The organism is Pseudomonas sp. LB3P58 (assembly GCF_054897895.1).
Genome location: NZ_JBUBVE010000001.1, coordinates 4,826,509 through 4,851,717 on the forward strand (window position 1 = coordinate 4,826,509; position 25,209 = coordinate 4,851,717).

The 25,209-nt window shown below is 59.2% G+C and carries 19 protein-coding genes and 3 pseudogenes; 7 read left to right on the top strand and 15 right to left on the bottom strand.

Features of this window, described 5'->3' with window-relative positions; genetic code table 11:
• Positions 1–85 precede the first annotated feature (85 nt).
• Entirely contained in the window at positions 86–907 is an 822-nt protein-coding gene (locus ACYZTZ_RS22450) for a carbon-nitrogen hydrolase family protein (protein WP_461999744.1), read from the bottom strand.
• A 125-nt stretch (positions 908–1,032) separates the two neighbouring features.
• Here ACYZTZ_RS22450 and ACYZTZ_RS22455 point away from each other — a divergent pair, with 125 nt between their 5' ends.
• The 4 genes and pseudogenes from ACYZTZ_RS22455 (at position 1,033) to ACYZTZ_RS22470 (ending at position 3,826) form a co-directional block, all read left to right on the top strand.
• Positions 1,033–1,833 carry a helix-turn-helix transcriptional regulator gene (locus tag ACYZTZ_RS22455; RefSeq protein WP_008147857.1) on the top strand — a complete coding sequence of 267 codons (801 nt, stop codon included), beginning with the start codon at positions 1,033–1,035 and terminating at the stop codon, positions 1,831–1,833.
• Between the two features lie 33 nt (positions 1,834–1,866).
• Positions 1,867–2,608: pseudogene (locus ACYZTZ_RS22460) on the top strand (glutamate synthase-related protein); the annotation flags it as partial.
• Between the two features lie 90 nt (positions 2,609–2,698).
• Positions 2,699–3,484, top strand: a pseudogene (locus ACYZTZ_RS22465) (glutamate synthase-related protein); the annotation flags it as partial.
• Between the two features lie 57 nt (positions 3,485–3,541).
• Positions 3,542–3,826: a putative quinol monooxygenase gene (locus ACYZTZ_RS22470; RefSeq protein ID WP_056742041.1), complete on the top strand. Its 285-nt coding sequence runs from the start codon at positions 3,542–3,544 to the stop codon at positions 3,824–3,826.
• Between the two features lie 9 nt (positions 3,827–3,835).
• Here the strand turns inward: ACYZTZ_RS22470 and ACYZTZ_RS22475 are convergent, their stop codons facing one another.
• From ACYZTZ_RS22475 to ACYZTZ_RS22485, 3 genes are read right to left on the bottom strand one after another with little or no spacing between them, the layout of a single operon-like run.
• A complete protein-coding gene (locus ACYZTZ_RS22475; RefSeq protein ID WP_461999745.1) occupies positions 3,836–5,350 on the bottom strand; it encodes a glucosyltransferase domain-containing protein in 1,515 nt (504 codons plus the stop codon).
• A gap of 1 nt (position 5,351) precedes the next feature.
• Positions 5,352–6,293, bottom strand: coding sequence for a glycosyltransferase family 2 protein (locus ACYZTZ_RS22480; RefSeq protein WP_461999746.1), 942 nt, complete (start codon positions 6,291–6,293; stop codon positions 5,352–5,354).
• On the bottom strand, positions 6,290–6,664 hold the full coding sequence (locus tag ACYZTZ_RS22485; protein WP_461999747.1) for a GtrA family protein: 375 nt from the start codon (positions 6,662–6,664) through the stop codon (positions 6,290–6,292). Before ACYZTZ_RS22485 ends, ACYZTZ_RS22480 begins: the two co-directional genes overlap by 4 nt.
• Before the next feature lie 240 nt (positions 6,665–6,904).
• On the opposite strand from ACYZTZ_RS22485, the gene ACYZTZ_RS22490 reads away from it, so the two are divergent.
• Entirely contained in the window at positions 6,905–8,029 is a 1,125-nt protein-coding gene (locus ACYZTZ_RS22490) for an OpgC family protein (protein ID WP_461999748.1), read from the top strand.
• Between the two features lie 54 nt (positions 8,030–8,083).
• On the opposite strand, the gene ACYZTZ_RS22495 is transcribed toward ACYZTZ_RS22490, so the two are convergent.
• Positions 8,084–9,505, bottom strand: coding sequence for an amino acid permease (locus tag ACYZTZ_RS22495; protein WP_461999749.1), 1,422 nt, complete (start codon positions 9,503–9,505; stop codon positions 8,084–8,086).
• 407 nt (positions 9,506–9,912) lie between these two features.
• On the opposite strand from ACYZTZ_RS22495, the pseudogene ACYZTZ_RS22500 reads away from it, so the two are divergent.
• Positions 9,913–10,014 (top strand): annotated as a pseudogene (locus ACYZTZ_RS22500) (hypothetical protein); the annotation flags it as partial.
• A gap of 498 nt (positions 10,015–10,512) precedes the next feature.
• On the opposite strand, the gene ACYZTZ_RS22505 reads toward ACYZTZ_RS22500, so the two are convergent.
• Entirely contained in the window at positions 10,513–10,824 is a 312-nt protein-coding gene (locus ACYZTZ_RS22505) for an NGG1p interacting factor NIF3 (RefSeq protein ID WP_461999750.1), read from the bottom strand.
• 20 nt (positions 10,825–10,844) lie between these two features.
• Positions 10,845–14,741: a phosphoribosylformylglycinamidine synthase gene (gene purL, locus ACYZTZ_RS22510; RefSeq protein WP_461999751.1), complete on the bottom strand. Its 3,897-nt coding sequence runs from the start codon at positions 14,739–14,741 to the stop codon at positions 10,845–10,847.
• 274 nt (positions 14,742–15,015) lie between these two features.
• Here purL and mltF point away from each other — a divergent pair, with 274 nt between their 5' ends.
• Positions 15,016–16,476 carry a membrane-bound lytic murein transglycosylase MltF gene (mltF, locus tag ACYZTZ_RS22515; RefSeq protein WP_461999752.1) on the top strand — a complete coding sequence of 487 codons (1,461 nt, stop codon included), beginning with the start codon at positions 15,016–15,018 and terminating at the stop codon, positions 16,474–16,476.
• Between the two features lie 142 nt (positions 16,477–16,618).
• Here the strand turns inward: mltF and pdxJ are convergent, their stop codons facing one another.
• The 8 genes from pdxJ to lptF all read right to left on the bottom strand — a co-directional run bounded on the left by pdxJ (position 16,619) and on the right by lptF (position 25,030).
• Positions 16,619–17,362, bottom strand: a complete 744-nt coding sequence (gene pdxJ / locus ACYZTZ_RS22520) for a pyridoxine 5'-phosphate synthase (protein ID WP_095130562.1) — start codon at positions 17,360–17,362, stop codon at positions 16,619–16,621.
• 49 nt (positions 17,363–17,411) lie between these two features.
• Positions 17,412–18,095, bottom strand: coding sequence for a DNA repair protein RecO (gene recO, locus ACYZTZ_RS22525; RefSeq protein WP_461999753.1), 684 nt, complete (start codon positions 18,093–18,095; stop codon positions 17,412–17,414).
• Positions 18,096–18,257: 162 nt separating this feature from the next.
• On the bottom strand, positions 18,258–19,160 hold the full coding sequence (gene era / locus ACYZTZ_RS22530) for a GTPase Era (protein WP_461999754.1): 903 nt from the start codon (positions 19,158–19,160) through the stop codon (positions 18,258–18,260).
• Entirely contained in the window at positions 19,153–19,842 is a 690-nt protein-coding gene (rnc, locus tag ACYZTZ_RS22535) for a ribonuclease III (RefSeq protein ID WP_010463056.1), read from the bottom strand. Before rnc ends, era begins: the two co-directional genes overlap by 8 nt.
• Positions 19,843–20,026: 184 nt before the next feature.
• A complete protein-coding gene (gene lepB / locus ACYZTZ_RS22540) occupies positions 20,027–20,881 on the bottom strand; it encodes a signal peptidase I (RefSeq protein WP_461999755.1) in 855 nt (284 codons plus the stop codon).
• A 5-nt stretch (positions 20,882–20,886) separates the two neighbouring features.
• Positions 20,887–22,686, bottom strand: coding sequence for a translation elongation factor 4 (gene lepA / locus ACYZTZ_RS22545; protein WP_008151572.1), 1,800 nt, complete (start codon positions 22,684–22,686; stop codon positions 20,887–20,889).
• A gap of 171 nt (positions 22,687–22,857) precedes the next feature.
• Entirely contained in the window at positions 22,858–23,919 is a 1,062-nt protein-coding gene (gene lptG / locus ACYZTZ_RS22550; protein WP_461999756.1) for an LPS export ABC transporter permease LptG, read from the bottom strand.
• Positions 23,912–25,030: an LPS export ABC transporter permease LptF gene (gene lptF / locus ACYZTZ_RS22555; RefSeq protein ID WP_461999757.1), complete on the bottom strand. Its 1,119-nt coding sequence runs from the start codon at positions 25,028–25,030 to the stop codon at positions 23,912–23,914. Before lptF ends, lptG begins: the two co-directional genes overlap by 8 nt.
• Positions 25,031–25,209 lie beyond the last annotated feature (179 nt).

The window sequence follows — 25,209 nt, forward strand, 5'->3', positions numbered from 1 at the left end:
GCCGGGGACGCTCCGCGTCCCAAAAGCGGACGCGGAGCGTCCGTAGATGCATTCCCACGCAGAGCGTGGGAACGATCGGTCTTCTTCAGTTTTTAGGAATCATCAGCTCCCGCAATCCACAAGCATGCTCAACAATCTCCCCAGGCAACCGCAGCCGCTGATCATCCAGATACCGATAATCCTGCCGCGCCGCCGTCAGCTGATTCAGGTCCAGCTCCACTGCAAACTGCCCCTCCTCGCGCCCGGCTTCGAACAACAAAGTCCCCAGCGGATCCACCAGCGCACTGCCGCCCGCAAACACCAACCCGCCATCGCCCTCTACCACCCGGTTGACCATTAGCGCAAACGCCTGGTTTTCCTGGGCGCGGGCCATGATCGCGGTGCGGTGAGTCGGGCCGTAAGGGTCCATGTTGCCGTTGGTGACGATCAACAGTTCGGCACCCAATTGCGCCAGGGCCCGGGCGGTTTCCGGGAACTCGATGTCGTAGCAAATCAACAGGCCAACGCGCACACCGTTCCACTCACACGTGGCGTAACGGTCGCCGGCCTCGAACACACCGCGATCCGATGCCCAGAGGTGCGTCTTGCGGTATTTCAGCGCGATACCTTCGGGGGTGATCAGCAGCGTGGTGTTGTAGAAGCAGCCGTTGTCGTTCTCGGCCATGCCGATCACCACGGCGATGTTGCGTTCACGGGCCGCAGCCAACACTGCGCTGACGGTCGGACCGTCCAGCGGTTCGGCGGTTTCGGCCAACGCCTCGAGGGACGGAAAGCCCATCAGGTGAGTTTCGGGAAACACGATCAACTGCGTATCGGCAGCACAGGCAGCCATCGCCTTCAGAGCGCGTTCGAGGTTGTAAGCCGTGTCGTTGTCACGGCCCGCCAACTGGGCGAGTTCGACTTTCATGGGTATTCCTTGTTCTTGACCAGGCTGGCAGAAAGATTGCCCGGTCGGTGTCTGTGCGCCAGTATGCGCAGCAAGCCACCGGCCGGGAAATCACGCCGCTGGGGTAACCCGATAGGGGTAGAGGCATGACACTTTCGTTAGACGACATCGCGTGGCACCGCTCGGTCGGGCAACTGATCGATGCCCTGGACAAGCCCAATTTCTGGACGCAGCTGGTACGGTTGCTGGATCAGTACGTGACCTTCGACAGCTGGGTAGCGCTGCTTTTCAGCGCCGATCAGCACCCGCAAGTGTTCGCCGAATGCCCCGGTGCAGACGGCAGTCCTGATCAGTTGTTCCAGGATTACCTGCGCGGTTTGTACCTGCTCGACCCGTTCTACATCGCCTGTCGCGAGCAGTCGCGCACCGGGCTCTATCGCCTGTCGGAAGTGGCACCGGAGCATTTCGAGCTGACCGAGTATTACCAGCGCTACTTTCGTCTGAATGTGGTCGCCGACGAAATCCAGTTCAATTGCCAGCTCGAAGGCGACCGCACGCTGTGCCTGTCACTGGGCAGCAAGCAACGTTTCAGCGGCCAGCAGATCGCCTTGCTGTCGCTGATCCAACCCTGGGTGCTCGGCCTGTTGCGCCAGCGCCTGCCCTACGAAATCAACGAAGTCGTGGCCCTCGCGCCGGCACCGCCGCAAGTCGACTGGCGCGTGCAGCTGGAGGCGTCGGTGCAGCAACTCAAAGGCGCGCAACTGACCGCCCGGGAGCTGGATGTCGGGCGCTTGATGCTCAGCGGTTGCTCCAGTAAAGAAATCGCCCGTAAGCTGGAAATCTCTGTCGAAACCGTGAAAGTCCATAAGAAACACATGTACAGCAAACTGGGGATCAAATCCCAGTCAGAGCTGTTTTCGATTTTTCTCCAGGCACAAAATGCCTGACTGCCCCACCGAGTCCGAACCCAAGGAAACCGTATGAGCCTGTCACTCCTGAGCCGCTACGCCTTCTTTGCCGTCTGTGTGATTTTCACCCTTGCCAGTCTGCCCTTCCTGGAGCACGACTGGCTCTGGCCGATCACCGTCGTCACCGGCATTCTCAGCCTCGTGGGCCTGTTCGATCTGCTGCAAAGCCCTCACGCCGTGCGCCGTAACTACCCGATCCTCGGCAACATCCGCTATCTGGTGGAGGGTATTCGCCCGGAAATCCGCCAGTACCTGCTCGAATCCGACAGCGACGCCCTGCCCTTCTCCCGGGCCCAGCGTTCGCTGGTCTATTCACGGGCCAAGAACGAAAGCGCCGACAAACCCTTCGGCACGTTGATCGATGTGTATCAGTCGGGTTTCGAATTCATCGGCCACTCCATGCGCCCGGCGCCGTTGAGCGACCCGAACAGTTTCCGGGTAACGGTCGGCGGCCCGCAGTGCACGCAGCCATACTCGGCGTCCGTGTTCAACATCTCGGCCATGAGCTTCGGCTCCCTCAGCGCCAACGCCATTCGCGCGTTGAACCAGGGGGCGAAACTCGGCAACTTCGCCCACGACACCGGCGAAGGCAGCATCAGCGCCTATCACCGGGAAAACGGCGGCGACCTGACCTGGGAACTCGGCAGCGGCTACTTCGGCTGCCGCACCGCTGACGGGCGCTTCGACCCTGAACGCTTCGCGGCACAAGCGCAGACGCCCCAAGTGCGGATGATCGAAATCAAGATGAGCCAAAAGTTATATTGTCAATGTGATGACCTAAAAAAATCTAACATTTTTTACACATTGAGTGCTTGAAAATAGCGCCTCACAGCGTAAATTTAGCATCTCGCCGTCGCGACACAGCGCGTTTTCCACACCGATCGAACTGATGCACTTCATCCAGCAGTTGCGCGAACTGTCTGGCGGCAAACCGGTGGGTTTCAAGTTCTGCCTGGGCCACCCGTGGGAATTCATGGGCATCGCCAAGGCCATGCTGGAAACCGGCATCCTCCCCGACTTCATCGTGGTCGATGGCAAGGAAGGCGGCACCGGCGCCGCGCCCGTGGAGTTCACCGACCACATTGGTGTACCGATGCGCGAAGGCCTGCTGTTCGTGCACAACACGCTGGTCGGCCTGAACCTGCGGGACAAAATCAAACTCGGCGCCAGCGGCAAGATCGTCAGCGCCTTCGACATTGCCAGCGTCCTGGCCATCGGCGCCGACTGGGCCAACTCGGCACGCGGCTTCATGTTCGCCATCGGCTGCATCCAGTCGCAAAGCTGCCACACCAACAAATGCCCGACCGGCGTCGCCACCCAGGACACCCTGCGCCAACGCGCACTGGTGGTTCCGGACAAGGCCCAACGCGTCTTCAACTTCCACCGCAACACGCTCAAGGCCCTTGCCGAAATGCTCGCCGCTGCCGGGTTGGAACATCCTTCGCAATTGTCGGCCAAGCATTTGGTGCGGCGCATGTCGGCGACCGAGATCAAACTGTTCTCGCAGTTGCATGTGTTCCTGAAACCGGGGGAATTGCTGAGCGGTGAAGTGAATGGCGAGTTTTACTCGCGGATGTGGCAGATGGCGCGGGCGGACAGTTTTGAGCCGAATGAGTTGGCTGCCGCGTAAACAACGTTTGAACGCCAACCTCATCGGGAGGTTGGCATTACATCAAGGAAGAACACCATGCTGAAAGTCATCGCTCAGGATTTCATCAAACCCGAACACATTGAAACCGTTCGCCCGTGGTACGCCGAACTGGTCGAGAAGACTCGACTGGGACCTGATTGCATCGCTTACGACTTGTTCATCGATCAAAAAGACCCCGGGCACTTTATCTTCATCGAACAATGGCCGAATCAGGCGGCGCTGGATGCTCATTGCCAGTCGGAGCATTTTCGGCGGCTGGTACCGCAGATCAACGCTTACCAGGCCAGGGATTGCATTGTCGTGCGGATGGATGCGTTCTGACGCCCGCCGTCACCAGTGCAGCGTCTTAATCGGCGCTGGCTCTTTCATGACAATAAAACCGTAATCCCCCAGCAGATAAATTCGGTAGTACAGGTTCTCCACCACCGGTGGATAACCCTGATAACCCACCCGGGTCGCGTTACGTCGTTCCTTCTCCGCAACAACGTTCGTGATGCCCACTTTCGGCAGGTTCTCGGCCAGCATGAAGAAGTCGATATTCAGCAGATAGTGCAGCACCGGCATTTGCTTGAACGAGCCCGCCGCCCCCCGCAGCCAGTGATCGGAATAGGTCACTGACATGTAAATGCGCTTGGCCTCGAGCAGCTGTCGATTCGACGCGATGTCGTGTTCAAGACTCAATAGCGCGCTGGCCGCGAAGGCTTTCTGCACGGTCAGCACGCGCCCATAGGCGTACGACAGCGAAAGCATCGCCAACATTGGAACCATCAACAACAGCGGCAACCGCTGGTGGATTCGTGCCAGCGCCAGATGGCTCAAATAGAACAACAGCACCAACAGGACCGCGAAGCCCATCAGGGTCCTGGCGCCTTCATTGAAGTCCCGGAAAAACAGCGCCATACCCGACACCAGTAAGGTCACGACCGGTAACGCCAGCACACAGATCAGGCCGATCAGCATTTTGTTCGCTGTGCTGTCCTGACGCGCCACGACGTTGAGCCCCAGGCGAACCGCGCCGGCAATGGCACACAGCAGCAACCCGGCGAACACCCAGGCAAATCCGCCGTGAAACAGCAGCACGACTTTTTCCAGCACTCTGGCGATGTTGACGTGCAGTTGCAGCAACGGCTCCGCGGTCCAGTTCAGCAGCTGGGTGCGATTCTGCTGAGTGAACGGATAAGCACTGACGGCGTAAATCAGGCAGCCCAGGAAGGCCTGAGCGATTTTCCAGCCGATCAACTCGCACCACTTCGGCCAGGCCAGTTTGTCATTGGCGCCCCTGAGCACTTCCAGGCAACACAACCCGAGAAACACATTGAAGCTCACCTGATAGAGCCCCAGCGCCAGCGCAATCAGGAACGAAGGCACCAGCCAATGAACGATGCGCGAGGGATGACGAAAGGTGATCGCATAGATGACCGCCACCACGCTCAACGCCATGGCGGGCCCGTCGTATTGATAAGACAGGTTTTGCAGAAAGAACGGGTTGTACCAGAGCGGCAACGGCACCAGGCAGCAGGCAATCGTCGGTTGCGGGTAGTAATGAAACGTCAGGCTGGTCAATGCCGCGGCCATGGCGAGCGAGGCGATCAACAGTGGCAGCGGAAAGATGTTCGGCGCGGCATTGCTGAAGGTCAGTGCGTTGTAGAACAGCTCGGTGAATAACCGTCCCTGCTCCGCCCAGGCCGAACCGGCCGCGGCCGACAACGATCGCCAGTTGTCGTCGATATACGGATAGTCCGCGAGGATCAGCGGCACCACATACACAAAGGTCGCCAACAGAAAAAACAGCCAGACCTGCCGACGCCCGAGTTCCTTGCTGAAAAAGTCGCTGAACCTGCCCATGCTAAATTCCGAGCCGGTCTTTGCCGCCGACGACGTCTTTCACCACATAGCGTGGCCGATGCTTGGCTTCGATGTAGATGCGGCCGACGTACTCACCGAGGATGCCGATGCCGATCAGCTGCACGCCGCCGAGAAACAGAATGGCGGTCATCAACGACGGGTAACCGGGGACGCTGTTGCCGAAGAAAATCTTGTCCAGCACCATGTACACCGCGTAGAGCACTGCGAAGATCGAAATACCGCCACCGACGTAAGTCCATAAACGCAACGGCACCGTACTGAACGAGGTCACGCCTTCCAGCGCCAGGTTCCAGAGCTTCCAGCCATTGAACTTGCTGGTGCCCGCCACTCGCTCAGCTCGCTCGTACTCCACCACCACGGTGTTGAATCCGGCCCATGACAGCACGCCCTTCATGAACAACTGGTGCTCGGGAAGCGCACGAATCACGTTGACCACCTTGCGATCCATCAGCCGGAAATCCCCGACGTTTTCTTCGATGCGGGTGTAAGCGATACGGTTCAGCACACGGTAGAACAGCGACGCGCTATGGCGTTTCAGGTAACTGTCGGCGGTGCGATCCCGGCGTTTGGCGAGCACCACATCCGCGCCTTTTTGCCATTCGCCAATCAGCCGCGGGATGACGCTGATCGGGTCCTGCAAATCGACATCCATGGGAATCACCGCATCGCCGGTGGCATATTCCAGGCCGGCGAACAACGCCGGTTCCTTGCCGAAGTTGCGTGAGAAGTTGATCAGCAAGACCTGTTCATCGGCCTGCGCCAAGACCTTGACCTCCTCAGCCGTCCGGTCGGAACTGCCATCGTTGATGAACACGATTTCGATCTCGGCCTGGTCAAGCCTCAACTCGCGACGCACTGCCTGATAAAACAGGCTGATCGCCTGTTCTTCATTGAATACCGGAACGATCAACGAGACTTTCATGCGTTACGCTCGCGAAAGACCACGTACTTTGAAAACAGAAAGCCAAGCACCAGGCTCAATGCCGAAAAGATAGCCACCGTCAGCAGGCCGTGAAGTCTCCACACGTCGCCTGCATGGCCGACGCCCAGACTCAGCGCCCCCATGGCTCCCAAGAATAGAAGATAACCGCCGACCGACGCCTTGGTATCGAAGGTGTACAGCGCATTCATGTAGAAGGAAAACGAGGCAGCAACGCAGAAGGCAGCCAGGTTACTGACAGCCTGACTGAGGCCGGCACCCACGCTCAGCAGGAAAAAAATTTGCCAGTGGATCAGCGTGTTGGCGACCCCGACCACCGTGTAGCTGGAAAATCCTTTCCACAAAAGTTTCATGGTGACCCTCCTGTTTCACGTCATAAAACTTTGAACCTGTCTACTGTCAGAAATCACAGGTCTGACCGCCTTTCAGACCAGCGGTTAAGGCTTTCCTCACGCCAGGAGACATCCCGTAATATCCCGGTTTTGCAATTACCTGCGAATCACGCCACCCTGCGCGCCGCCGATATGCGGCGCGCAACCTTTGGCGCCTTCGGCTACTCCTTATTCTCAACACCCGTTCACGAGCCCGCCGTCATGACGTTTGAGCGCGACCACCGAATCGACTTTTTTCGCGGCCTGGCACTGATCTTCATTTTTTGGGATCACGTGCCTCACAACCCCCTTGGCCAAATCACCCTGCGCAATGTCGGTTTCAGCGATGCCGCAGAAATATTCGTGTTTCTCGCCGGCTACGCGGCCGTTCTGGCCTACGGCAAAATCCTTGCGCGCGATGGCTACCTGATCGCCTGCGTGAAGATTCTGCGGCGCGCCTGGGTGCTCTACGTGGTCCATATTTTCCTGCTGGCCATGCTGATGGGCATCGTGTTCTTCGCCAACAGCCATGTGGAAACCCGCGATCTGGTGGAGGAAATGGGCCTGCATCACTTCATCACCAACCCCCAGCAAGCGTTGACGGATGAGTTACTGCTGCGCTTCAAGCCGAACCTGATGGACCCGCTGCCGCTGTACATCGTGCTGCTGGCGGGATTGCCACTGGTCCTGCCGTTGCTGGTGCGCAAGCCGTGGGCGGTCGTGGCGGTGTCATTGGCGGTGTACTTGCTGGCACCGCGGTTTGGCTGGAACCTTGCGGCCATCAAGGACGGTGTGTGGTACTTCAACCCCGTCACCTGGCAACTGCTGTTTATCCTCGGCGGCTTTGCGGCGATTCACGGGCTGCGGCCACGGTTGCCCGACACTCGCCCGCTGTTGCGCCAGCCCTTGTTTGTCAGCGCGGCGGTGTACGTGGTGGTGACCGGCGTGATTACTGTCTCCTGGCGGTGGTCGGAAATACACGATGCCCTGATGCCAGCCAGCCTGAGCAACCTGCTGTACCCGATCAGCAAGACCGATCTGTCGCCGGTCCGTCTGCTGCACTTCCTGGCGCTGGCTTATGTCACCGCCAGGCTCTTGCCCGGCAACGGCTGGACACAAAACTGGCTGGCGCAGCAATGCTGTCGCATGGGGCGCTACTCACTGGAAGTTTTCTGCCTCGGCGTGCTGTTGGCGCCCTTGGCGGACATGCTCAACGCCCTGACCGACGATGCGTTTGCCATGCAGGTTTTCACAGCGTTGGTGGGTGCCGGGGTGATGGCGTTGCTGGGCGCGTGGCTGGACTTCAATAAACGCCTGAACCGATCAGTGCAAACCGCCACAGCCTGAAATGCAAAAGCCCCGGCCAATGGACCGGGGCTTTTTCATTTCAAGCGTTACGCCTTACGACGCCGAACGCACCGCACCCTGCGACACATTGGTCGGTTGCAGCTTGAACACGTAGAACAACACCGTCAGCAGGACCAGGAACGCCGGGCCCACATACAACGCCACGCGAGTGTCCGGGAAGTACGCCATCAGGCCGACCACCAGCACCAAAAACGCCAGCGCCAGATACGAGCTGACCGGGTACAACCACATCTTGTATTTCAGGCCGGCACACTCGCTGGCGCTCAGGCCTTTGCGGAACTTGAGCTGGGCCAGCAGGATCATCACCCAGGTCCAGATCGCGCCGAAGGTGGCAATCGCCGTCACCCAGACGAACACTTTCTCAGGCACCAGGTAGTTGAGCAGCACGCCCAGCAACAAGGCACCGATCGACAGCAGCAAGGCGCGACGCGGCACGCCGTTGTTCGAGGTCTTGGCGAAACCGGCCGGGGCCTGACCGTTCTGCGCCAGGCTGTACAGCATGCGCCCGGTGCTGAAGATGCCACCGTTGCAGGAAGACAGCGCCGCGGTGATCACCACGAAGTTGATGATGCCGGCGGCAGTCTTGATGCCCAGACGCTCGAAGGTCATCACGAACGGGCTGCCCTGGGTGCCGATTTCGTTCCACGGGTAGATCGACAGAATCACGAACAGCGCGCCGACGTAGAACAGCAGAATCCGCCAGAACACCGAGCCGATGGCATTGGGAATGGTTTTCTGCGGGTTCTTCGCTTCACCGGCGGTCAGGCCGATCATCTCGACGCCGAGGTAGGCGAACATCACCATTTGCAGGGACATCAACACGCCTTGCACGCCGTTGGGCATGAAGCCGCCGTGCGCCCAGAGATTGGAAACCCCCAGCGCCACGCCGTCGTTGCCGAAGCCGAACGCGATCACGCCGATCCCGCCAACCACCATTGCAATGATGGTGACGATCTTGATCAGGGCGAACCAGAACTCGAACTCACCGAAGGCTTTCACCGCGATCAGGTTGATCGAGCCCATGCTGATCAACGCAGCGAGCGCCCAGATCCAGCGCGGCACATCGGGGAACCAGACGCCCATGTACACCGCCACCGCGGTGATTTCCGCAACGCAGGTCACCAGCCACAGGAACCAGTAATTCCAACCGGTCAGGAAGCCCGCCAATGGGCCGAGGTAGTCTTGAGCATACCGACTGAAGGAGCCGGCGACCGGGTTGTGCACCGCCATTTCGCCGAGGGCGCGCATGATCACCAGGATCGCCAGACCGCCGATGATGTAGGAAAGCATGATTGCCGGACCGGCCATCTCGATGGCCTTGGCCGAACCGAGGAACAGACCGACGCCGATACAGGCACCGAGTGCCATCAAGCGAATATGCCGTTCGCCGAGTTCGCGTTTGAGCGGGCCGCCTTGAGCGGTCTCGCCATTGGGCAGGTGATTGCCAACTGGCATAGGGGTACACCTCATCTTGTTATTGGATATGACCACCGAGTGTCGAAGCGCTGACCGATGGGCCATTGCTTCTGCGAAACCGGGCCTGCTTCGTGGGCAAACCTGTCTTGTAGGACAAAACCTGCAAGATCAGCGGGGCGTGCAGTATAAAAAGCTTCCTACAGGGCATTTCACTCTATAAACCACAACATTTAGCGAGAACTCTCGGGAAAAGCCGGGTTTACGGAGGGGCATTACCTGCCTTACGTAGGATTATTCGCCAATGAAACGTCGCGGAGTATTGCACGGTAATGGTGCATCGTCTTCCCCCTATCCAGCCTGCATTCGCACGGAGATGGCTCTAGCTCAAACCTTTCAGGCGACTCAACCTCTGTGGCGAGGGGATTTATGTGGCGAGGGGACGCTGGATACAGCGCCCGGGTAAGGGTGCGAGTTTGCAGGTCGTGATCCGGCCGATGGCAGACAGCATTGCCGATGAGATTCGCTTGGCAATGCCTGCGTTGGGGCGCATCGCGAGCAAGCTCGCTCCCACAAAAAGCAAAGCAGTGCATACCCGTCTCGCTCCTCACCACTCAACAGGCCGAGCGTTAGCTCGCCTGCAGCTCTTGACCTTGATCCACCCGCCCCATCGGGAGGCTGAGTGGAGGTGTTCATCCGGGGAGTGGCGCGCAGCGCCGTTCGACGCAGTCGAACACGCTGCATGTAGGTCGTCGCGAAGCAGACCGGAGGGCAGTGTCCCCGGATGGATACCGGAACGAAGGAACGCCGAGCCTAAGCGAGGGGCCGGACGCTCGGGGCGAGCCTTTTTTTGCTTACTTTATTTTGGCGTTTGAAAAAAAAGTGAGTCGCCGTAAGGGCGAAACCCTAAGTGGCCGTTACCGCAGAAATGGATATGTACTCGATCAACAAAAGCCAGGCCGGCTTCCAGGCCGCCTCGCTCCAAATCGCAGGCAACAAAAAACCCGCTGATATTCATCAGCGGGTTTCTCATTTCAGCGGCAGGCAGATCAAAAATCCTCCAACCGCCACACCTCATAAGCCGGCGTCTCGTAGGGATGACTCTGCTTCAGAGCCATCACCACAGAACGAATCAACTCATCCGCCACGACAAGCTCAACCTTCCATTCCTCAACCTGCTCGACCTGCCCCGCTGCACCAATAAACGGCTGACTGCCATCCAATGGACGAAACTGGCCAAGGCCGAGCACTTGCCATGCGCAATGGTCGTAAGCACCAATCCGTCCGCCACCAGCGGCGAATACGGCACTTTTGACCTGTTCCACATGACTGGCCGGAACAAAAAAGGAAAGCTTATACATAGCCTTCAGTTAACCCGCTCTTAGTTAACCCAAACACGAGCATTACGGAACATACGCATCCAAGGCGCGTCTTCGTTCCAGTCTTCCGAACGCCACGAGTTCTGCACCGCGCGGAACACACGCTCCGGGTGCGGCATCATGATCGTCACGCGACCGTCGCGGCTGGTCAAACCGGTGATCCCGCGCGGCGAGCCGTTCGGGTTGGCCGGGTAGCTTTCGGTGACCTTGCCGTGGTTGTCGACGAAACGCATCGCCACGCAACCCGACAGATCAGCTTCCAGCAACGCTTCTTCGCTGGCGAACTCGGCATGACCTTCACCGTGAGCAATAGCGATCGGCATACGCGAACCGGCCATGCCTTGCAGGAAGATCGAGTTCGATTCCTGGACCTGAACCATCGCCACACGGGCTTCGAACTGCTCGGAACGGTTACGCACGAAGTGCGGCCAGAACTCGCTGCCCGGGATCAGTTCGTGCAGGTTGGACATCATCTGGCAACCGTTGCACACGCCGAGAGTGAAGCTGTCGTTACGTTCGAAGAAGCCCTGGAAAGCATCGCGAGCACGGCTGTTGAACAGCGCGGACTTGGCCCAGCCTTCGCCGGCGCCGAGAACGTCGCCGTAGGAGAAACCGCCGCAAGCGACCAGACCTTTGAACTCGTTCAAGTCGACACGGCCGGCCAGAATGTCACTCATGTGCACGTCGATCGCGTTGAAACCGGCGCGGTCGAACGCGGCCGCCATTTCCACCTGACCGTTGACGCCCTGCTCACGCAGCACGGCAACCTGTGGGCGGATGCCTTTCTTGATGTAAGGCGCGGCGACGTCCTGGTTGACGTCGTAGCTCAGCTTGACGCTCAGGCCTGGGTTGTCTTCTTGCAGCAGCACGTCGAACTCTTGTTCGGCGCAGTCGGCGTTATCACGCAGACGCTGGATCTGGTAGCTGGTTTCGGCCCACTGACGTTGCAGCAGACGACGCTGACCTTCGAACACGGTTTCGCCGTTGAAGGTGATGCTGATCTGGCCGTTGTTCATCGGCTGACCGATCACCGACACGCAGTCACCCAAACCGGCAGCGCTGAACTGCGCGAGGATGTCTGGAGTAGCGTCCTGGCGAACCTGGATCACGGCGCCCAGTTCTTCGTTGAACAGGATTGCAGCGATGTCGGCAGAGGTTTCTGCCAGACCGTCGAGGTTCAGGCTCAAACCGCAATGACCGGCGAAGGCCATTTCCACGGTGCTGGTCAACAGACCACCGTCGGAACGGTCGTGGTAAGCCAGCAGGTGACCGTCGGCGTTGAGGCCCTGGATCACGGCGAAGAAGGCTTTGAGGTCTTCGGCGTCGTCGACATCCGGTGCTTGCGAGCCGAGCTTGCCGTGAACCTGGGCCAGGATCGAGGCGCCCATGCGGTTTTGGCCACGGCCCAGATCGATCAGGATCAGGTCGGTGGTGCCCTTGTCCATGCGCAGTTCCGGCGTCAGGGTCTGACGGATGTCAGCCACTGGCGCAAAACCGGTCACGATCAGGGACATCGGCGAGGTCACGGTCTTGTCGACGCCCTCGTCGTTCCAGCGCGTGGCCATGGACATGGAGTCCTTGCCCACAGGAATGGTGATACCGAGGTCCGGGCACAATTCCATGCCGACCGCTTTCACGGTGTCGTACAGACGCGCATCTTCGCCTGGGTGACCGGCAGCGGACATCCAGTTGGCCGACAGTTTGATGTCGGAGATCTTGTTGATGCGCGAAGCCGCGATGTTGGTCAGGGTTTCGCCGATGGCCATGCGGCCCGACGCCGGAGCGTCCAGCAGTGCCAGCGGAGTACGCTCGCCCATGGCCATGGCTTCACCGGTGTAAACGTCGAAGCTGGTGGCGGTGACGGCAACGTCGGCTACCGGAACCTGCCACGGGCCGACCATCTGATCACGGGCCACGAGGCCGGTGATGGTGCGGTCGCCGATGGTGATCAGGAAGCTTTTGCTCGCAACGGCCGGGTGATGCAGGACGCGTTCAACGCAGTCTGCGATCTCCAGGGTCGACGGATCGAAATCGTCGCCCATTTCGTTTTCACGAACGGCCGAACGGTGCATGCGCGGGGCTTTGCCCAGCAGCACTTCGAGTGGCATGTCCACCGGGCTGTTGCCGAAGTGACTGTCGGTGACGGTCAGTTGCGGCTCGGCAGTGGCTTCGCCGACGACGGCGAACGGGCAACGCTCGCGTTCGCAGATCGCCTGGAAGCGTTCGAAGTCAGCCGGACCGACTGCCAGAACGTAGCGTTCCTGGGATTCGTTACTCCAGATTTCGTGCGGGGCCATGCCCGGCTCGTCGTTTGGAATGTTACGCAGTTCGAAGCGACCGCCACGGTTGCCATCGTTGACCAGTTCCGGGAAGGCGTTGGACAGACCGCCTGCGCCGACGTCGTGGATGAAGCTGATCGGGTTGTGTTCACCCAACTGCCAGCAACGGTCGATGACTTCCTGGCAGCGACGTTCCATCTCAGGGTTTTCGCGCTGTACGGAGGCGAAGTCCAGATCCGCCGAGCTGGTGCCGGTGGCCATGGAGGAAGCGGCGCCGCCGCCCAGACCGATCAGCATCGCAGGGCCGCCGAGCACGATCAGCTTGGAGCCAACGGTGATCTCGCCTTTCTGCACGTGTTCGGCACGGATGTTACCCATACCGCCAGCCAGCATGATTGGCTTGTGGTAACCGCGAACTTCGTCGCCACGCGGGGTGGTGATCGACTGTTCGAAGGTACGGAAGTAACCGGTCAGGGCCGGACGACCGAATTCGTTGTTGAACGCGGCACCACCCAGTGGGCCTTCGATCATGATGTCCAGCGCAGTGACGATGCGCTCAGGCTTGCCGTACGGCACTTCCCACGGCTGTTCGAAACCCGGGATTTGCAGGTTGGACACGGTGAAGCCGGTCAGGCCAGCCTTTGGCTTGGCACCGCGACCGGTTGCGCCTTCGTCGCGAATCTCGCCACCGGAACCAGTGGACGCGCCCGGGAACGGGGCAATCGCAGTCGGGTGGTTGTGAGTTTCGACTTTCATCAGGATGTGCACCGGTTCCTGCACCGCGCCGTACTGGCGGGTTTCAGGGTCCGGGAAGAAACGACCGGCGACGTTACCGACGATCACCGAAGCGTTGTCCTTATAAGCCGACAGAACGCCTTCGCTGTGCATCACGTAGGTGTTCTTGATCATGCCGAACAGGCTTTTTTCCTGGCTCTGACCGTCGATATCCCAACTGGCGTTGAAGATCTTGTGACGGCAATGCTCGGAGTTCGCCTGGGCAAACATCATCAATTCGATGTCGTGCGGGTTGCGCTTCAAGCCGACGAAGGCGTTGACCAGGTAGTCGATCTCGTCTTCGGCCAGGGCCAGGCCCAGCTCGGTGTTGGCTTTTTCCAGCGCGGCGCGGCCGCCACCCAACACGTCGATCGCGGTCAGCGGCTTTGGCTCGGCGTGGCTGAACAGGCCGGCGGCTTGTTCAAGGTTGGCCAGAACGATCTGCGTCATGCGGTCGTGCAAGGTGTCGGAAATCAACTGTGCTTCGGCGTCGCTGAACTGGCCGGCGACGTAGAAGGCGATGCCGCGTTCAAGACGCTGGATTTTCGTCAGGCCGCAGTTGCGAGCGATGTCGCTGGCTTTACTGGACCATGGCGAGATGGTGCCGAACCGCGGCAACACCAGGAACAGACGACCGGTTGGCTCTTGTACCGGAACACTTGGGCCGTACTTCAGAAGGCGCGCGAGCACCTGCTGTTCGTCGCCGGTCAGGACGCCGGTAACTTCGGCGAAGTGAGCGAATTCAGCATACAAGCCGCTGACAGCCGGGACTTTCTGGCTCAGTTGCTCAAGGAGTTTGCTGTGGCGAAAGGCAGAAAGGGCAGGAGCGCCGCGCAGGATCAACATCTTCGGGACAGCCTCGGGAAGGGGTGTGCTTTGAGGCCGTGCATTCTAGCCTAAACAGGCCGCGACATCACCCGAAACGGTACGGGCGGCTGCACCCGGGCGTCGGGCCGGGTGTTCGGACCTCAAACAGGCGCGCGCCGAGCGTTATTTTTTCTGTCACAAAATGCTGCTCGGGCCCATTCCTGCGGGCTCCGGAGCGGTTTTCAGCTGCCTAGCAGACAAGCCCTTCGCTGTCGAGATATGGCGCTCGTGGTCCTTTGCGTATACTGCGCAGATGTTTTCCCCAACGGCTTTGCGTCCGCGGTTCGCCAAATGGCTGATCGCAACCGGACTCTTCCTGGTGCTCAGTGGCTGTGTTGATAAACCCAACACGCTGGAGCGCGTAAAGGAGGATGGCGTGCTGCGGGTGGTTACCCGTAACAGCCCCGCCACCTACTTTCAGGATCGCAACGGTGAAACCGGCTTCGAATACGAGCTGGTGAAGCGCTTCGCCGACGATCTGGGGGTGGAACTCAAAATCGAAACCGCCGACAACCTCGACGACCTGTTTAACCAGGTGGGCAAACCCAACGGCCCGGTGATCGCTGCTGCCGGCCTGGTCAGCAGCGAAGCACGTAAAAAGCAGGTGCGGTTTTCCCACTCCTATCTCGAAGTCACCCCGCAGATCATCTATCGCAACGGCCAATCCCGGCCGACCGACGCGAAGGATCTGGTGGGCAAGAAGATCATGGTGCTCAAGGGCAGCACTCACGCCGAGCAGTTGGCGGAGCTGAAAAAGAAATTTCCCGGCATTGAATACGAAGAGTCCGACGCCGTTGAAGTCGTCGACTTGCTGCGGATGGTCGATGAAGGTCAGATCGATCTGACCCTGGTCGATTCAAACGAAGTCGCGATGAACCAGGTCTACTTCCCCAACATACAAGTGGCCTTCGACCTCGGTGATGCCAGCAACCAGAGCTGGGCAGTGGCCGCTGGCGACGACAACAGCTTGCTCAACGAGATCAACGACTACCTCGACAAGGTGAAGAAAAACGGCACCCTGCAGCGCCTGAAAGACCGCTATTACGGGCACGTCGATGTACTGGGTTATATGGGCGCCACCACCTTCGCCCAACACTTGCAGCAACGTCTGCCCAAATACGAACAGCACTTCAAGGCGTACGCCAAGAAAGAGAAAGTCGATTGGCGCCTGCTGGCCGCGGTCGGCTATCAGGAATCGCTATGGCAACCGGCCGTCACGTCGAAGACCGGCGTGCGCGGCCTGATGATGCTGACCCAGAACACCGCGCAGGCCATGGGTGTATCCAACCGACTGGACCCCAAACAAAGCATCATGGGCGGCGCCAAGTACCTGGCTTACATGAAGGAACAGCTGGATGAGTCGATCCAGGAACCGGATCGCACATGGTTTGCACTGGCAGCCTACAACGTTGGCAGCGGTCACCTGGATGACGCGCGCAAACTGGCGGCCAAGGAAGGACTGAACCCGGACAAGTGGCTGGACGTGAAAAAGATCCTGCCCCGCCTGTCTGAGAAGAAGTGGTTCAGCAAAACCCGTTACGGCTATGCCCGTGGCGGCGAACCCGTTCACTTCGTGGCGAACATCCGCCGCTACTACGACATCCTGACGTGGGTGACGCAACCGCAGCTGGAAGGCAATCAGGTCGCCGAGGGCAACCTGCATGTGCCGGGGGTCGACAAGACCAAACCGAATCAGGAAACCCCACAGCTTTAACGCCAGGCCACAATCCAATGTGGGAGCGGCGGTGCGACGATTCGACTTGCTCGCGAATGGGGTGTGTCATTCAACAGATAAGTTGACTGATATTCCGCATTCGCGAGCAAGCCCGCTCCCACATTTTGGTTTTGTGTTCGGCTTAGGCTTTTGCGGCAGCCAGAATCAGCGCCTTCATCTCGGAAACAGCCGACTTGAACCCGACGAACAACGCATGAGCCACCAGCGCATGACCGATGTTCAGTTCGTTGATGCCCTTGATCGCCGCGACGGCTTCAACGTTGTGGTAGTGCAGACCGTGGCCTGCGTTGACGATCAAACCTTGAGCCAGACCAAACGCCACGCCATCCGCCACACGCTTGAGCTCTTCAGCCACATCGGTCGGCGTCTCGGCATCGGCATAACGACCGGTATGCAGCTCAATAGCCGGCGCACCAACACGACGGGACGCTTCAATCTGCCGCTCGTCAGCGTCGATGAACAGCGACACTTCACAGCCGATCTTTGACAGGCGATCCACCGCCGCCTTGATCCGCGCTTCCTGCCCCGCCACGTCCAGACCACCTTCGGTCGTCAGCTCCTGACGGGTTTCCGGCACCAGGCAAATGTGCGCCGGACGAATGCGTTCGGCGAACGCCATCATCTCTTCGGTGACGCCCATTTCGAAGTTCATGCGGGTTTGCAGCACATCCTTGAGCAGCAACACGTCGCGTTCCTGTATGTGCCGACGGTCTTCGCGCAGGTGCACGGTGATGCCGTCAGCGCCCGCCTCTTCCGCGTCCAGAGCTGCCTTGACCGGATCCGGATAGCGCGTGCCCCGGGCCTGACGCAGGGTGGCAACGTGGTCGATGTTCACGCCAAGAAGAATGCGATTGCTGGTGGTCACGGAAGCGCTCCTGAAAATGGAAAAGTTCGGCGCACAGCATACGGGGTGATCAGGGCTTGCGAAACAACTCGCGACTCACCAAGGGACGACCGCCCAGATGAACGGCCAGTGCCTGGCGCATCAAGCGCTTGGCTGCCGATAGTGCGCCAGGGGCTGACCAATCTGCATCGGCCATGGCCAACAGTTCGGTGCCGTTGAACAGACCGGGTTGCAGCAGGTAGACCCGTTCGAGCCCCGCATCCACTTGCAGACGGTAGAGACCGTCCGGCGCAATGGGATCGCCATGGATGTCGGTGGTCAAGGCAAAACCGTAACCGAGATCATCGAGCAGCCGCCACTCGAAGGAACGCAACAACGGTTCCAGCGGACGACCTTCGGCAAGCGCAAGCAGGGTCGCAGCGTAGTGGTCAAACACAGCGGGATGCGGGTCTTCGGACGGCAACAGCCGAATCAACAGCTCATTGAGGTAGAGACCGCTGAACAACGCCTCACCATTGAGCCAGGTGGAAACACCGGCGCTTTCCATGCGACCGACGTTCTTCAATTCACCACGCCCACGGAACTCGACCTCCAGCGGCACGAATGGCCGCGCCAGCGTTCCGGCCTTGCCCCGAGCACTGCGCAACACCGCCCGCAGCCGACCTTGCGGCGTGAGGAAATCCACCAGCGCGCTGTTTTCGCGGTAGGCGCGACTGTGGAGCACGAAAGCGGGTTGGCCGGGGGGTTGGGACATAAAGCTCTCGATGAAGGATTGCAGTTTTTCAGACAACCCAAAACCAATGTGGGAGCGGGCTTGCTCGCGAAGGCGGTGTGACAGTCAACATCAATGCTGAATGTTACATCCTCTTCGCGAGCAAGCCCGCTCCCACAGTGGATCTATGTGCTGCCAGACGATTTACAGGTCGCCGTAACCCAGCGAACGCAAGGCGCGTTCGTCGTCGGACCAGCCGCCTTTCACCTTGACCCAAAGGTTGAGCATGATCTTGGAGTCGAACAGCAACTCCATGTCCTTGCGCGCCTCGGTGCCGATGCGTTTGATCCGCTCGCCCTTGTCGCCAATGATGATTTTCTTCTGGCCGTCGCGCTCGACGAGGATCAAGGCATGGATGTGCAGGGTTTTGCCCTGTTGCTTGAACTCTTCGATTTCGACGGTGATCTGGTACGGCAGCTCGGCGCCCATCTGGCGCATGATTTTCTCGCGTACCAGTTCAGCGGCGAGGAAGCGGCTGCTGCGGTCGGTGATCTGGTCTTCCGGGAAGAAGTGATCGTTTTCCGGCAGGTAACCGGCAATCACGCGCTCCAGGGTTTCGAGGTTATGCCCGTGCTGGGCCGAGATCGGCATGATCTGCGCGTTCGGCAACTGTTCCTGCAACCAGGTCAGGTGCGGCATCAGCTCGGCTCTGTCTTCGATGCGGTCAGTCTTGTTCAGCGCCACGATCAGCGGGCCGGTCACGTATTGAACGCGCTCGAGGACCATCTGGTCTTCGTCGGTCCACTTGGTGCGGTCAACCACGAAGATCACCACGTCGACGTCTTTCAACGCCGCCGAAGCGGTCTTGTTCATGTAGCGGTTCAGGGCTTTCTCGCCACCTTTGTGCATGCCTGGGGTGTCGACGTAGATCGCCTGCACGGCGCCTTCAGTCTTGATGCCGAGCATGTTGTGGCGGGTGGTTTGCGGTTTGCGCGAGGTGATCGCCAGTTTCTGACCCAGGATGTGGTTCAGCAGCGTGGACTTGCCCACGTTGGGACGGCCGACAATGGCAACATAGCCACAGCGAGTTGCAGTTGAATCAGTCATTGCCATTCTCCACACCCAGGGCAATCAGTGCTGCGGCGGCCGCTACCTGTTCGGCAATACGACGACTCACACCCTGACCTCGGCTTTTTTCATTCAGTAAGGTGATTTCACATTCGACGAAGAACGTCCGGCAATGTGGCTCACCCTGGATATCCACCACTTCGTAACGTGGCAGCTCACAACCACGCGATTGCAGGAATTCCTGCAGGCGGGTTTTTGGATCTTTGTTGGTGTCGACCAGCGTCAGGCCTTCGAACTCCCCGGCCAGCCAGGCCAACACACGCTCGCGCGCCATGTCCATGCCGGCATCCAGGTAGATCGCACCAATCAGCGCTTCCAGAGCATCGGCCAGAATCGACTCGCGACGGAAACCGCCGCTTTTCAATTCACCGGAACCCAGGCGCAGGTATTCGCCCAGATCGAAACCGCGAGCCAGTACGGCCAGGGTCTCGCCTTTCACCAGGCGTGCGCGCAAGCGCGACAACTGACCTTCGCGAGCCAGCGGGAAGCGATCGAACAGCGCCTCGCCAGCGACGAAGTTAAGGATGGCATCACCGAGGAATTCCAGGCGTTCGTTGTTACGCCCGGCAAAGCTGCGGTGAGTCAGGGCCAGAACCATCAGTTCCTGATCCTTGAAGGTGTAGCCGAGCTGACGCTCGAGACGGCTTAAGGAGACGCTCACGGTTTACCCACGCTGAGTTCGTGGTTGGATTCCACCGCCATCGCCGTGATGCGGCGCAGGCTTGGGACAATTAACGCTGTGTTCAAAAATAACGTCCTGAATATCATTGTTTTCATGCTTCTGATGCCGATTGTGCCGGCTCCAAAAATGCATTCGGCGCTGTGTTCAACAGCGCCGTGTGTGATTACTTGATCAGGCCAACCCGCGAGAAATTCGGCAGGTGACTGAGTTTAGGTTCCGGCCAGCTCATCCAGACTGCGAAGGCCTTGCCGACGATATTCTTGTCGGGAACCATGCCCAGCAGATCCTTGGGAATGCTCGGATCATCCCAAAAGCGACTGTCGTTCGAGTTGTCGCGGTTGTCGCCCATCATGAAGTAGTGCCCGGCAGGCACGGTCCACGAATGGTCCGGCATTGCGCGGTAACGGCTCATTTCCTTGCGGATCAGGTGCTCGGCGACGCCGAGTTTTTCCTTGTAGAGCTCAGCGCTGCCCAACGTGCCCGGCTCGGAGCCGACCAGTTGTTCGGCAATCGACTCACCGTTGACGAACAGACGCTTGTCGGCGGTGTAACGAATCTGGTCACCCGGCAGGCCCACCACACGTTTAATGTAGTTGACGTTCGGATCGCTAGGGTAACGGAACACCATCACATCGCCGCGCTGTGGATCACCGACTTCGATGACTTTCTTGTCGATCACCGGCAAGCGGATCCCGTAAGAAAACTTGTTCACCAGAATGAAGTCGCCAACGTCCAGGGTCGGTTTCATCGAGCCGGAAGGAATCTGGAACGGTTCCACCAGGAACGAACGCAGTACCAGCACGATGAACAACACCGGGAAGAACGACTTGCCGTATTCGACCAGCAGCGGCTCTTTGTTCAGTTTCTCGACCACCACCCCATCAGGCTGGCTGACGCTGCCCTGATAGGAGGTAATGGCGGCACGCCGACGCGGCGCCAGGAAAACCAGATCGAGCAACGCCAACAGGCCGCAGACGAACACGGCGATGACCAGCAACAGCGGGAAATTTAGTGACATAGGACCTAACTATCCAACCTGAGCACTGCAAGGAAGGCTTCTTGTGGAATTTCCACGTTACCGACTTGCTTCATGCGTTTCTTACCGGCCTTTTGCTTTTCAAGCAGTTTCTTCTTACGGCTAACGTCACCGCCGTAGCATTTGGCCAATACGTTCTTTCTGAGCGCCTTGACAGAGGTCCGCGCAATAATCTGCCCGCCAATGGCGGCCTGGATCGCGACGTCGAACATCTGACGTGGAATCAGTTCTTTCATCTTTTCGGTCAACTGGCGACCTTTGTAATGCGCGTTATCCTTGTGCACGATCAACGCCAGGGCGTCGACCTTGTCACCGTTGATCAGCACATCCAGTTTCACCAGATTAGCCGATTGATAACGATCGAAATGGTAATCCAGCGAAGCATAGCCACGGCTGGTGGATTTCAGACGGTCGAAGAAGTCCAGGACCACTTCGTTCATCGGCAAATCGTAGGTCACTTGAACCTGGGTACCGAGGAACAGCATGTCGTGCTGTACGCCACGCTTCTCGATGCACAGGGTAATGACGTTGCCCAGGTGCTCTTGCGGCACAAGAATATTGGCCCGCACGATCGGCTCGCGCATGTCTTCGATCGAGGACAGGTCTGGCAGCTTCGACGGGTTGTCGACGTAAATCGTTTCACCGGTTTTCAGCAGCAGCTCGAAAATTACCGTCGGCGCCGTGGTGATCAGGTCCAGGTCGTACTCGCGCTCCAGGCGCTCCTGGATGATTTCCATGTGCAGCATGCCGAGGAACCCGCAACGGAAGCCGAAGCCCAGTGCGTCGGAGCTTTCCGGGGTGTATTGCAGGGACGAGTCGTTGAGCGTGAGCTTTTGCAGGGCTTCACGGAAGTCTTCGAAGTCGTCGGAGCTGACCGGGAACAAGCCGGCGTAAACCTGCGGCTGAATGCGTTTGAAGCCTGGCAGCACGTCGACGTCCGGCGTGGAGCTCAAGGTCAGGGTGTCACCCACCGGTGCACCGTGAATGTCCTTGATGCCGGCGATGATGAAGCCCACTTCGCCGGCCTTCAGGTCAACGGTGGCGGTGTGTTTCGGGTTGAAGACACCGACGCTGTCCACGAGGTGGATCTTGCCGGTGGACTTGACCAGGATCTTGTCGCCCTTCTTCACACGACCGTGGCGCACGCGCACCAGGGAAACAACGCCCAGGTAGTTGTCGAACCAGGAGTCGATGATCAACGCTTGCAGCGGATCTTCATAGTTGCCGGTCGGCGCAGGAATGGTCTTGACCAGACGTTCCAGCACTTCGTCGACGCCCAGACCGGTCTTGGCACTGCACTCGACCGCGTCGGTGGCATCGATGCCGATGATTTTTTCGATTTCTTCTTTCACGCGGTCCGGATCGGCCTGAGGCAGGTCGATCTTGTTCAGGACCGGCATCACTTCCAGGCCCTGCTCAATCGCGGTGTAGCAGTTGGCTACCGACTGCGCTTCAACGCCCTGACCGGCATCGACCACCAGCAACGCGCCTTCACAGGCCGCCAGCGACCGGCTGACTTCGTAGGTGAAGTCAACGTGGCCCGGGGTGTCAATGAAGTTCAGCTGGTACTTGATGCCATCGCGAGCGGTGTAATACAGGGTGACGCTGTGGGCCTTGATGGTGATCCCGCGTTCACGTTCCAGGTCCATGGAGTCCAGAACCTGGGCTTCCATTTCGCGCTCGGCAAGGCCGCCACACATCTGGATGAAGCGATCGGCCAGCGTCGACTTGCCATGGTCAATGTGGGCGATGATGGAGAAATTGCGGATATGACTCAAATCACTCACGGATCAACACTCAAAAAGGCTGCAGGCATAGCCCGCCGAAAAATAGCCGGGAATTGTACCTGATCCACGGCGCAAGCGTCACGTTCGCAGGTCAGACGGCGCCTACAAAAACGCCCCGGTCTTGCGACAGGGGCGTTTTGAGTGACCTGCAAGGTCAGGAGAAACCCTTGTTCAACCGGCCCGGCGCAACAACCAGACCCCGGCCAAGGCACAAACACCCGCCGGAATAAGCACCGCAAACAGTGGCGAGAAACCGAAGACCAGGCTCGAAGGACCGAGCAAATCCTGAACGATGCGGAAGGTAAAGCCCACCAGCACGCCGGTGAACACCCGCTGACCGAGGGTCACCGAGCGCAACGGACCGAAGATGAATGAAATCGCCATCAGCACCAGCGCGGCGGTAACCAGCGGTTGCAACACCTTGACCCAAAATGCCAGCCAGTAACGACCATTGCTCAAGCCCTGGTCAGCCAGGTAGTGGATGTACCCCCACAGACCACTGATCGACAGCGAATCGGGCGACATCACCACGGTATCCAGCAGTTGCGGGCTCAACGCCACGTTCCAGCGCTCGACCGGAGCGGTCACCACTTCGGTGTTCTTGTCATGGAATAACGTCGTCGTGACATCGCTGAGCTGCCAGTGATCCTTGTCGAATTCGGCGCGCTTGGCGAAGCTCGAGGACAGCATGTGGCGCTGATCGTCGAAGCGATAACGGGTCACGCCATACAGCAAACCGTTTGGCTGCACGGAGTTGACATGAATGAACTCGTCCCCCTGACGGTGCCACAGGCCATGCTTGGCGCTTTGCGCGTCGCCGCTGCCCTGAGCCAGGGAGCGATTGGCCTGAGCGGTGACTTCGGTAGCCGGCGCAACATATTCGCCGATCAGCACACCCACCACCATCAGGATCAGCATTGGCTTCATGACCGCCCAGACGATTCGCCCGATCGACACGCCCGCAGCGCGCATGATGGTCAGCTCGCTGTGGCTGGCCAGGCTGCCGAGGCCGATCAGGCAGCCGATCAACGCCGCCATCGGCAACATGTCGTAAAGACGACGCGGCGCGGTCAGCAAGACGTAGATCAACACGTCCATCAAGGTGTACGTATCGCTGACCTCACTCATTTCATCAATGAACGCGAACAGCGTCGCCAGACCGAGAATGATCCCCAGCACCGCCAGAATTGCCACGAACACGCTGCTACCAATGTAGCGATCGAGCTTATCCACGAGCCATCTCCAGCGCGCTGCGGCGACTCGCCAATTTCAATTGCATTGCCTCCCAATAGAGCAAGCCCAGGCCAATCGCCAGGAATATCGCGTGAACCCACCACAACCCTAGAACAGCCGGAATCTTGCCTTTTTCAAGGGCGCCACGAGCGGCAATCAGAATACTCAGGTAAGCCATATAAAGAAGAATCGCCGGCAACAGCTTGAGGAAACGGCCCTGACGCGGATTGACCCGCGACAGCGGCACCGCCATCAGGGTCACGATGAAGACCAGCAATGGCAGGGATAGACGCCATTGCAGTTCGGTGCGGGAGCGAATGTCATCGCTGGCGATCAGGGTACTGGTGGCCATCGCGTCACGGTCGGTCACTTCATCGCTGACGTCCGGCTTGGGCAGCAATACGCCGTACTCGTCGTACTTGATCGCCCGGTAATCAGCCTGTCCCGGATTGCCGTCATAGCGATAGCCATTGTCGAGAATCAGGTAACGGTTACCGTCGGGGCGAATTTCCTGACGGCCCTTCTCGGCCACCAGCACGGAAATCCCGCGATCCTTGTTATCGGACGAGACGTTTTTTTGCGAAATGAATACGCCACCTAGGTTGATGCGGTCATCCGACAGCGTTTCGGTGTAGGTCACCCGTGTCCCGTCGCGCAGTGCCTGGAAACGACCCGGCTCGAGGGTGTCGAACTCGGTCAGGGCATCCTGCTTGTTCAGCAGCAACTGGAATTGATTGGCGCCTTGTGGCGCCAGGCTCAGGCTCAGCCATGCCACCACCAATGCGACCAGGGTGGCTGGAAAAAGGGTCATGGCAAACAGGCGCTGCTGGCTCATGCCGGTGGCCGACAGCACGGTCATTTCGCTTTCGAGGTACAGGCGACCGTAGGCCAGCAGGATCCCGAGAAACAGGCCCAACGGCAGAATCAGTTGCAGGAAACCCGGCAGACGGAAACCCATGATCAGGAATAGCGAGCCCGGATCCAGGAGACCAGAGGCCGCCTGGGCGAGGTATTTGATGAAGCGACCGCTCATGATGATGACCAACAGCACGGCGCTGACGGCGCTCAAGGTCAACAGGACTTCGCGGGATAGATAACGGAAGACGATCAAACCAGACACTCCAGGGTTGTCAGGCTAAGGCGGCCAAACAAGCAAACGTATCGGGCAGCCCGCAAGGCAGAGCCGCCGAAAAAGATGGCGCATTATCCTGTGATTGGGTGCGCCTGTCACTGCGCATGCTCAAGCAGGCGGGTAAAGCGCTGAAGATCGTGCGACCGAGGGTTGTCAGG

Bases quoted from the DNA above. Each gene is read 5' to 3' on its own strand.
- ACYZTZ_RS22450 (WP_461999744.1), bottom strand. From the start codon at position 907: ATGAAAGTCGAACTCGCCCAGTTGGCGGGCCGTGACAACGACACGGCT.
- ACYZTZ_RS22455 (WP_008147857.1), top strand. From the start codon at position 1,033: ATGACACTTTCGTTAGACGACATCGCGTGGCACCGCTCGGTCGGGCAA.
- ACYZTZ_RS22470 (WP_056742041.1), top strand. From the start codon at position 3,542: ATGCTGAAAGTCATCGCTCAGGATTTCATCAAACCCGAACACATTGAA.
- ACYZTZ_RS22475 (WP_461999745.1), bottom strand. From the start codon at position 5,350: ATGGGCAGGTTCAGCGACTTTTTCAGCAAGGAACTCGGGCGTCGGCAG.
- ACYZTZ_RS22480 (WP_461999746.1), bottom strand. From the start codon at position 6,293: ATGAAAGTCTCGTTGATCGTTCCGGTATTCAATGAAGAACAGGCGATC.
- ACYZTZ_RS22485 (WP_461999747.1), bottom strand. From the start codon at position 6,664: ATGAAACTTTTGTGGAAAGGATTTTCCAGCTACACGGTGGTCGGGGTC.
- ACYZTZ_RS22490 (WP_461999748.1), top strand. From the start codon at position 6,905: ATGACGTTTGAGCGCGACCACCGAATCGACTTTTTTCGCGGCCTGGCA.
- ACYZTZ_RS22495 (WP_461999749.1), bottom strand. From the start codon at position 9,505: ATGCCAGTTGGCAATCACCTGCCCAATGGCGAGACCGCTCAAGGCGGC.
- ACYZTZ_RS22505 (WP_461999750.1), bottom strand. From the start codon at position 10,824: ATGTATAAGCTTTCCTTTTTTGTTCCGGCCAGTCATGTGGAACAGGTC.
- purL (WP_461999751.1), bottom strand. From the start codon at position 14,741: ATGTTGATCCTGCGCGGCGCTCCTGCCCTTTCTGCCTTTCGCCACAGC.
- mltF (WP_461999752.1), top strand. From the start codon at position 15,016: ATGTTTTCCCCAACGGCTTTGCGTCCGCGGTTCGCCAAATGGCTGATC.
- recO (WP_461999753.1), bottom strand. From the start codon at position 18,095: ATGTCCCAACCCCCCGGCCAACCCGCTTTCGTGCTCCACAGTCGCGCC.
- era (WP_461999754.1), bottom strand. From the start codon at position 19,160: ATGACTGATTCAACTGCAACTCGCTGTGGCTATGTTGCCATTGTCGGC.
- lepB (WP_461999755.1), bottom strand. From the start codon at position 20,881: ATGTCACTAAATTTCCCGCTGTTGCTGGTCATCGCCGTGTTCGTCTGC.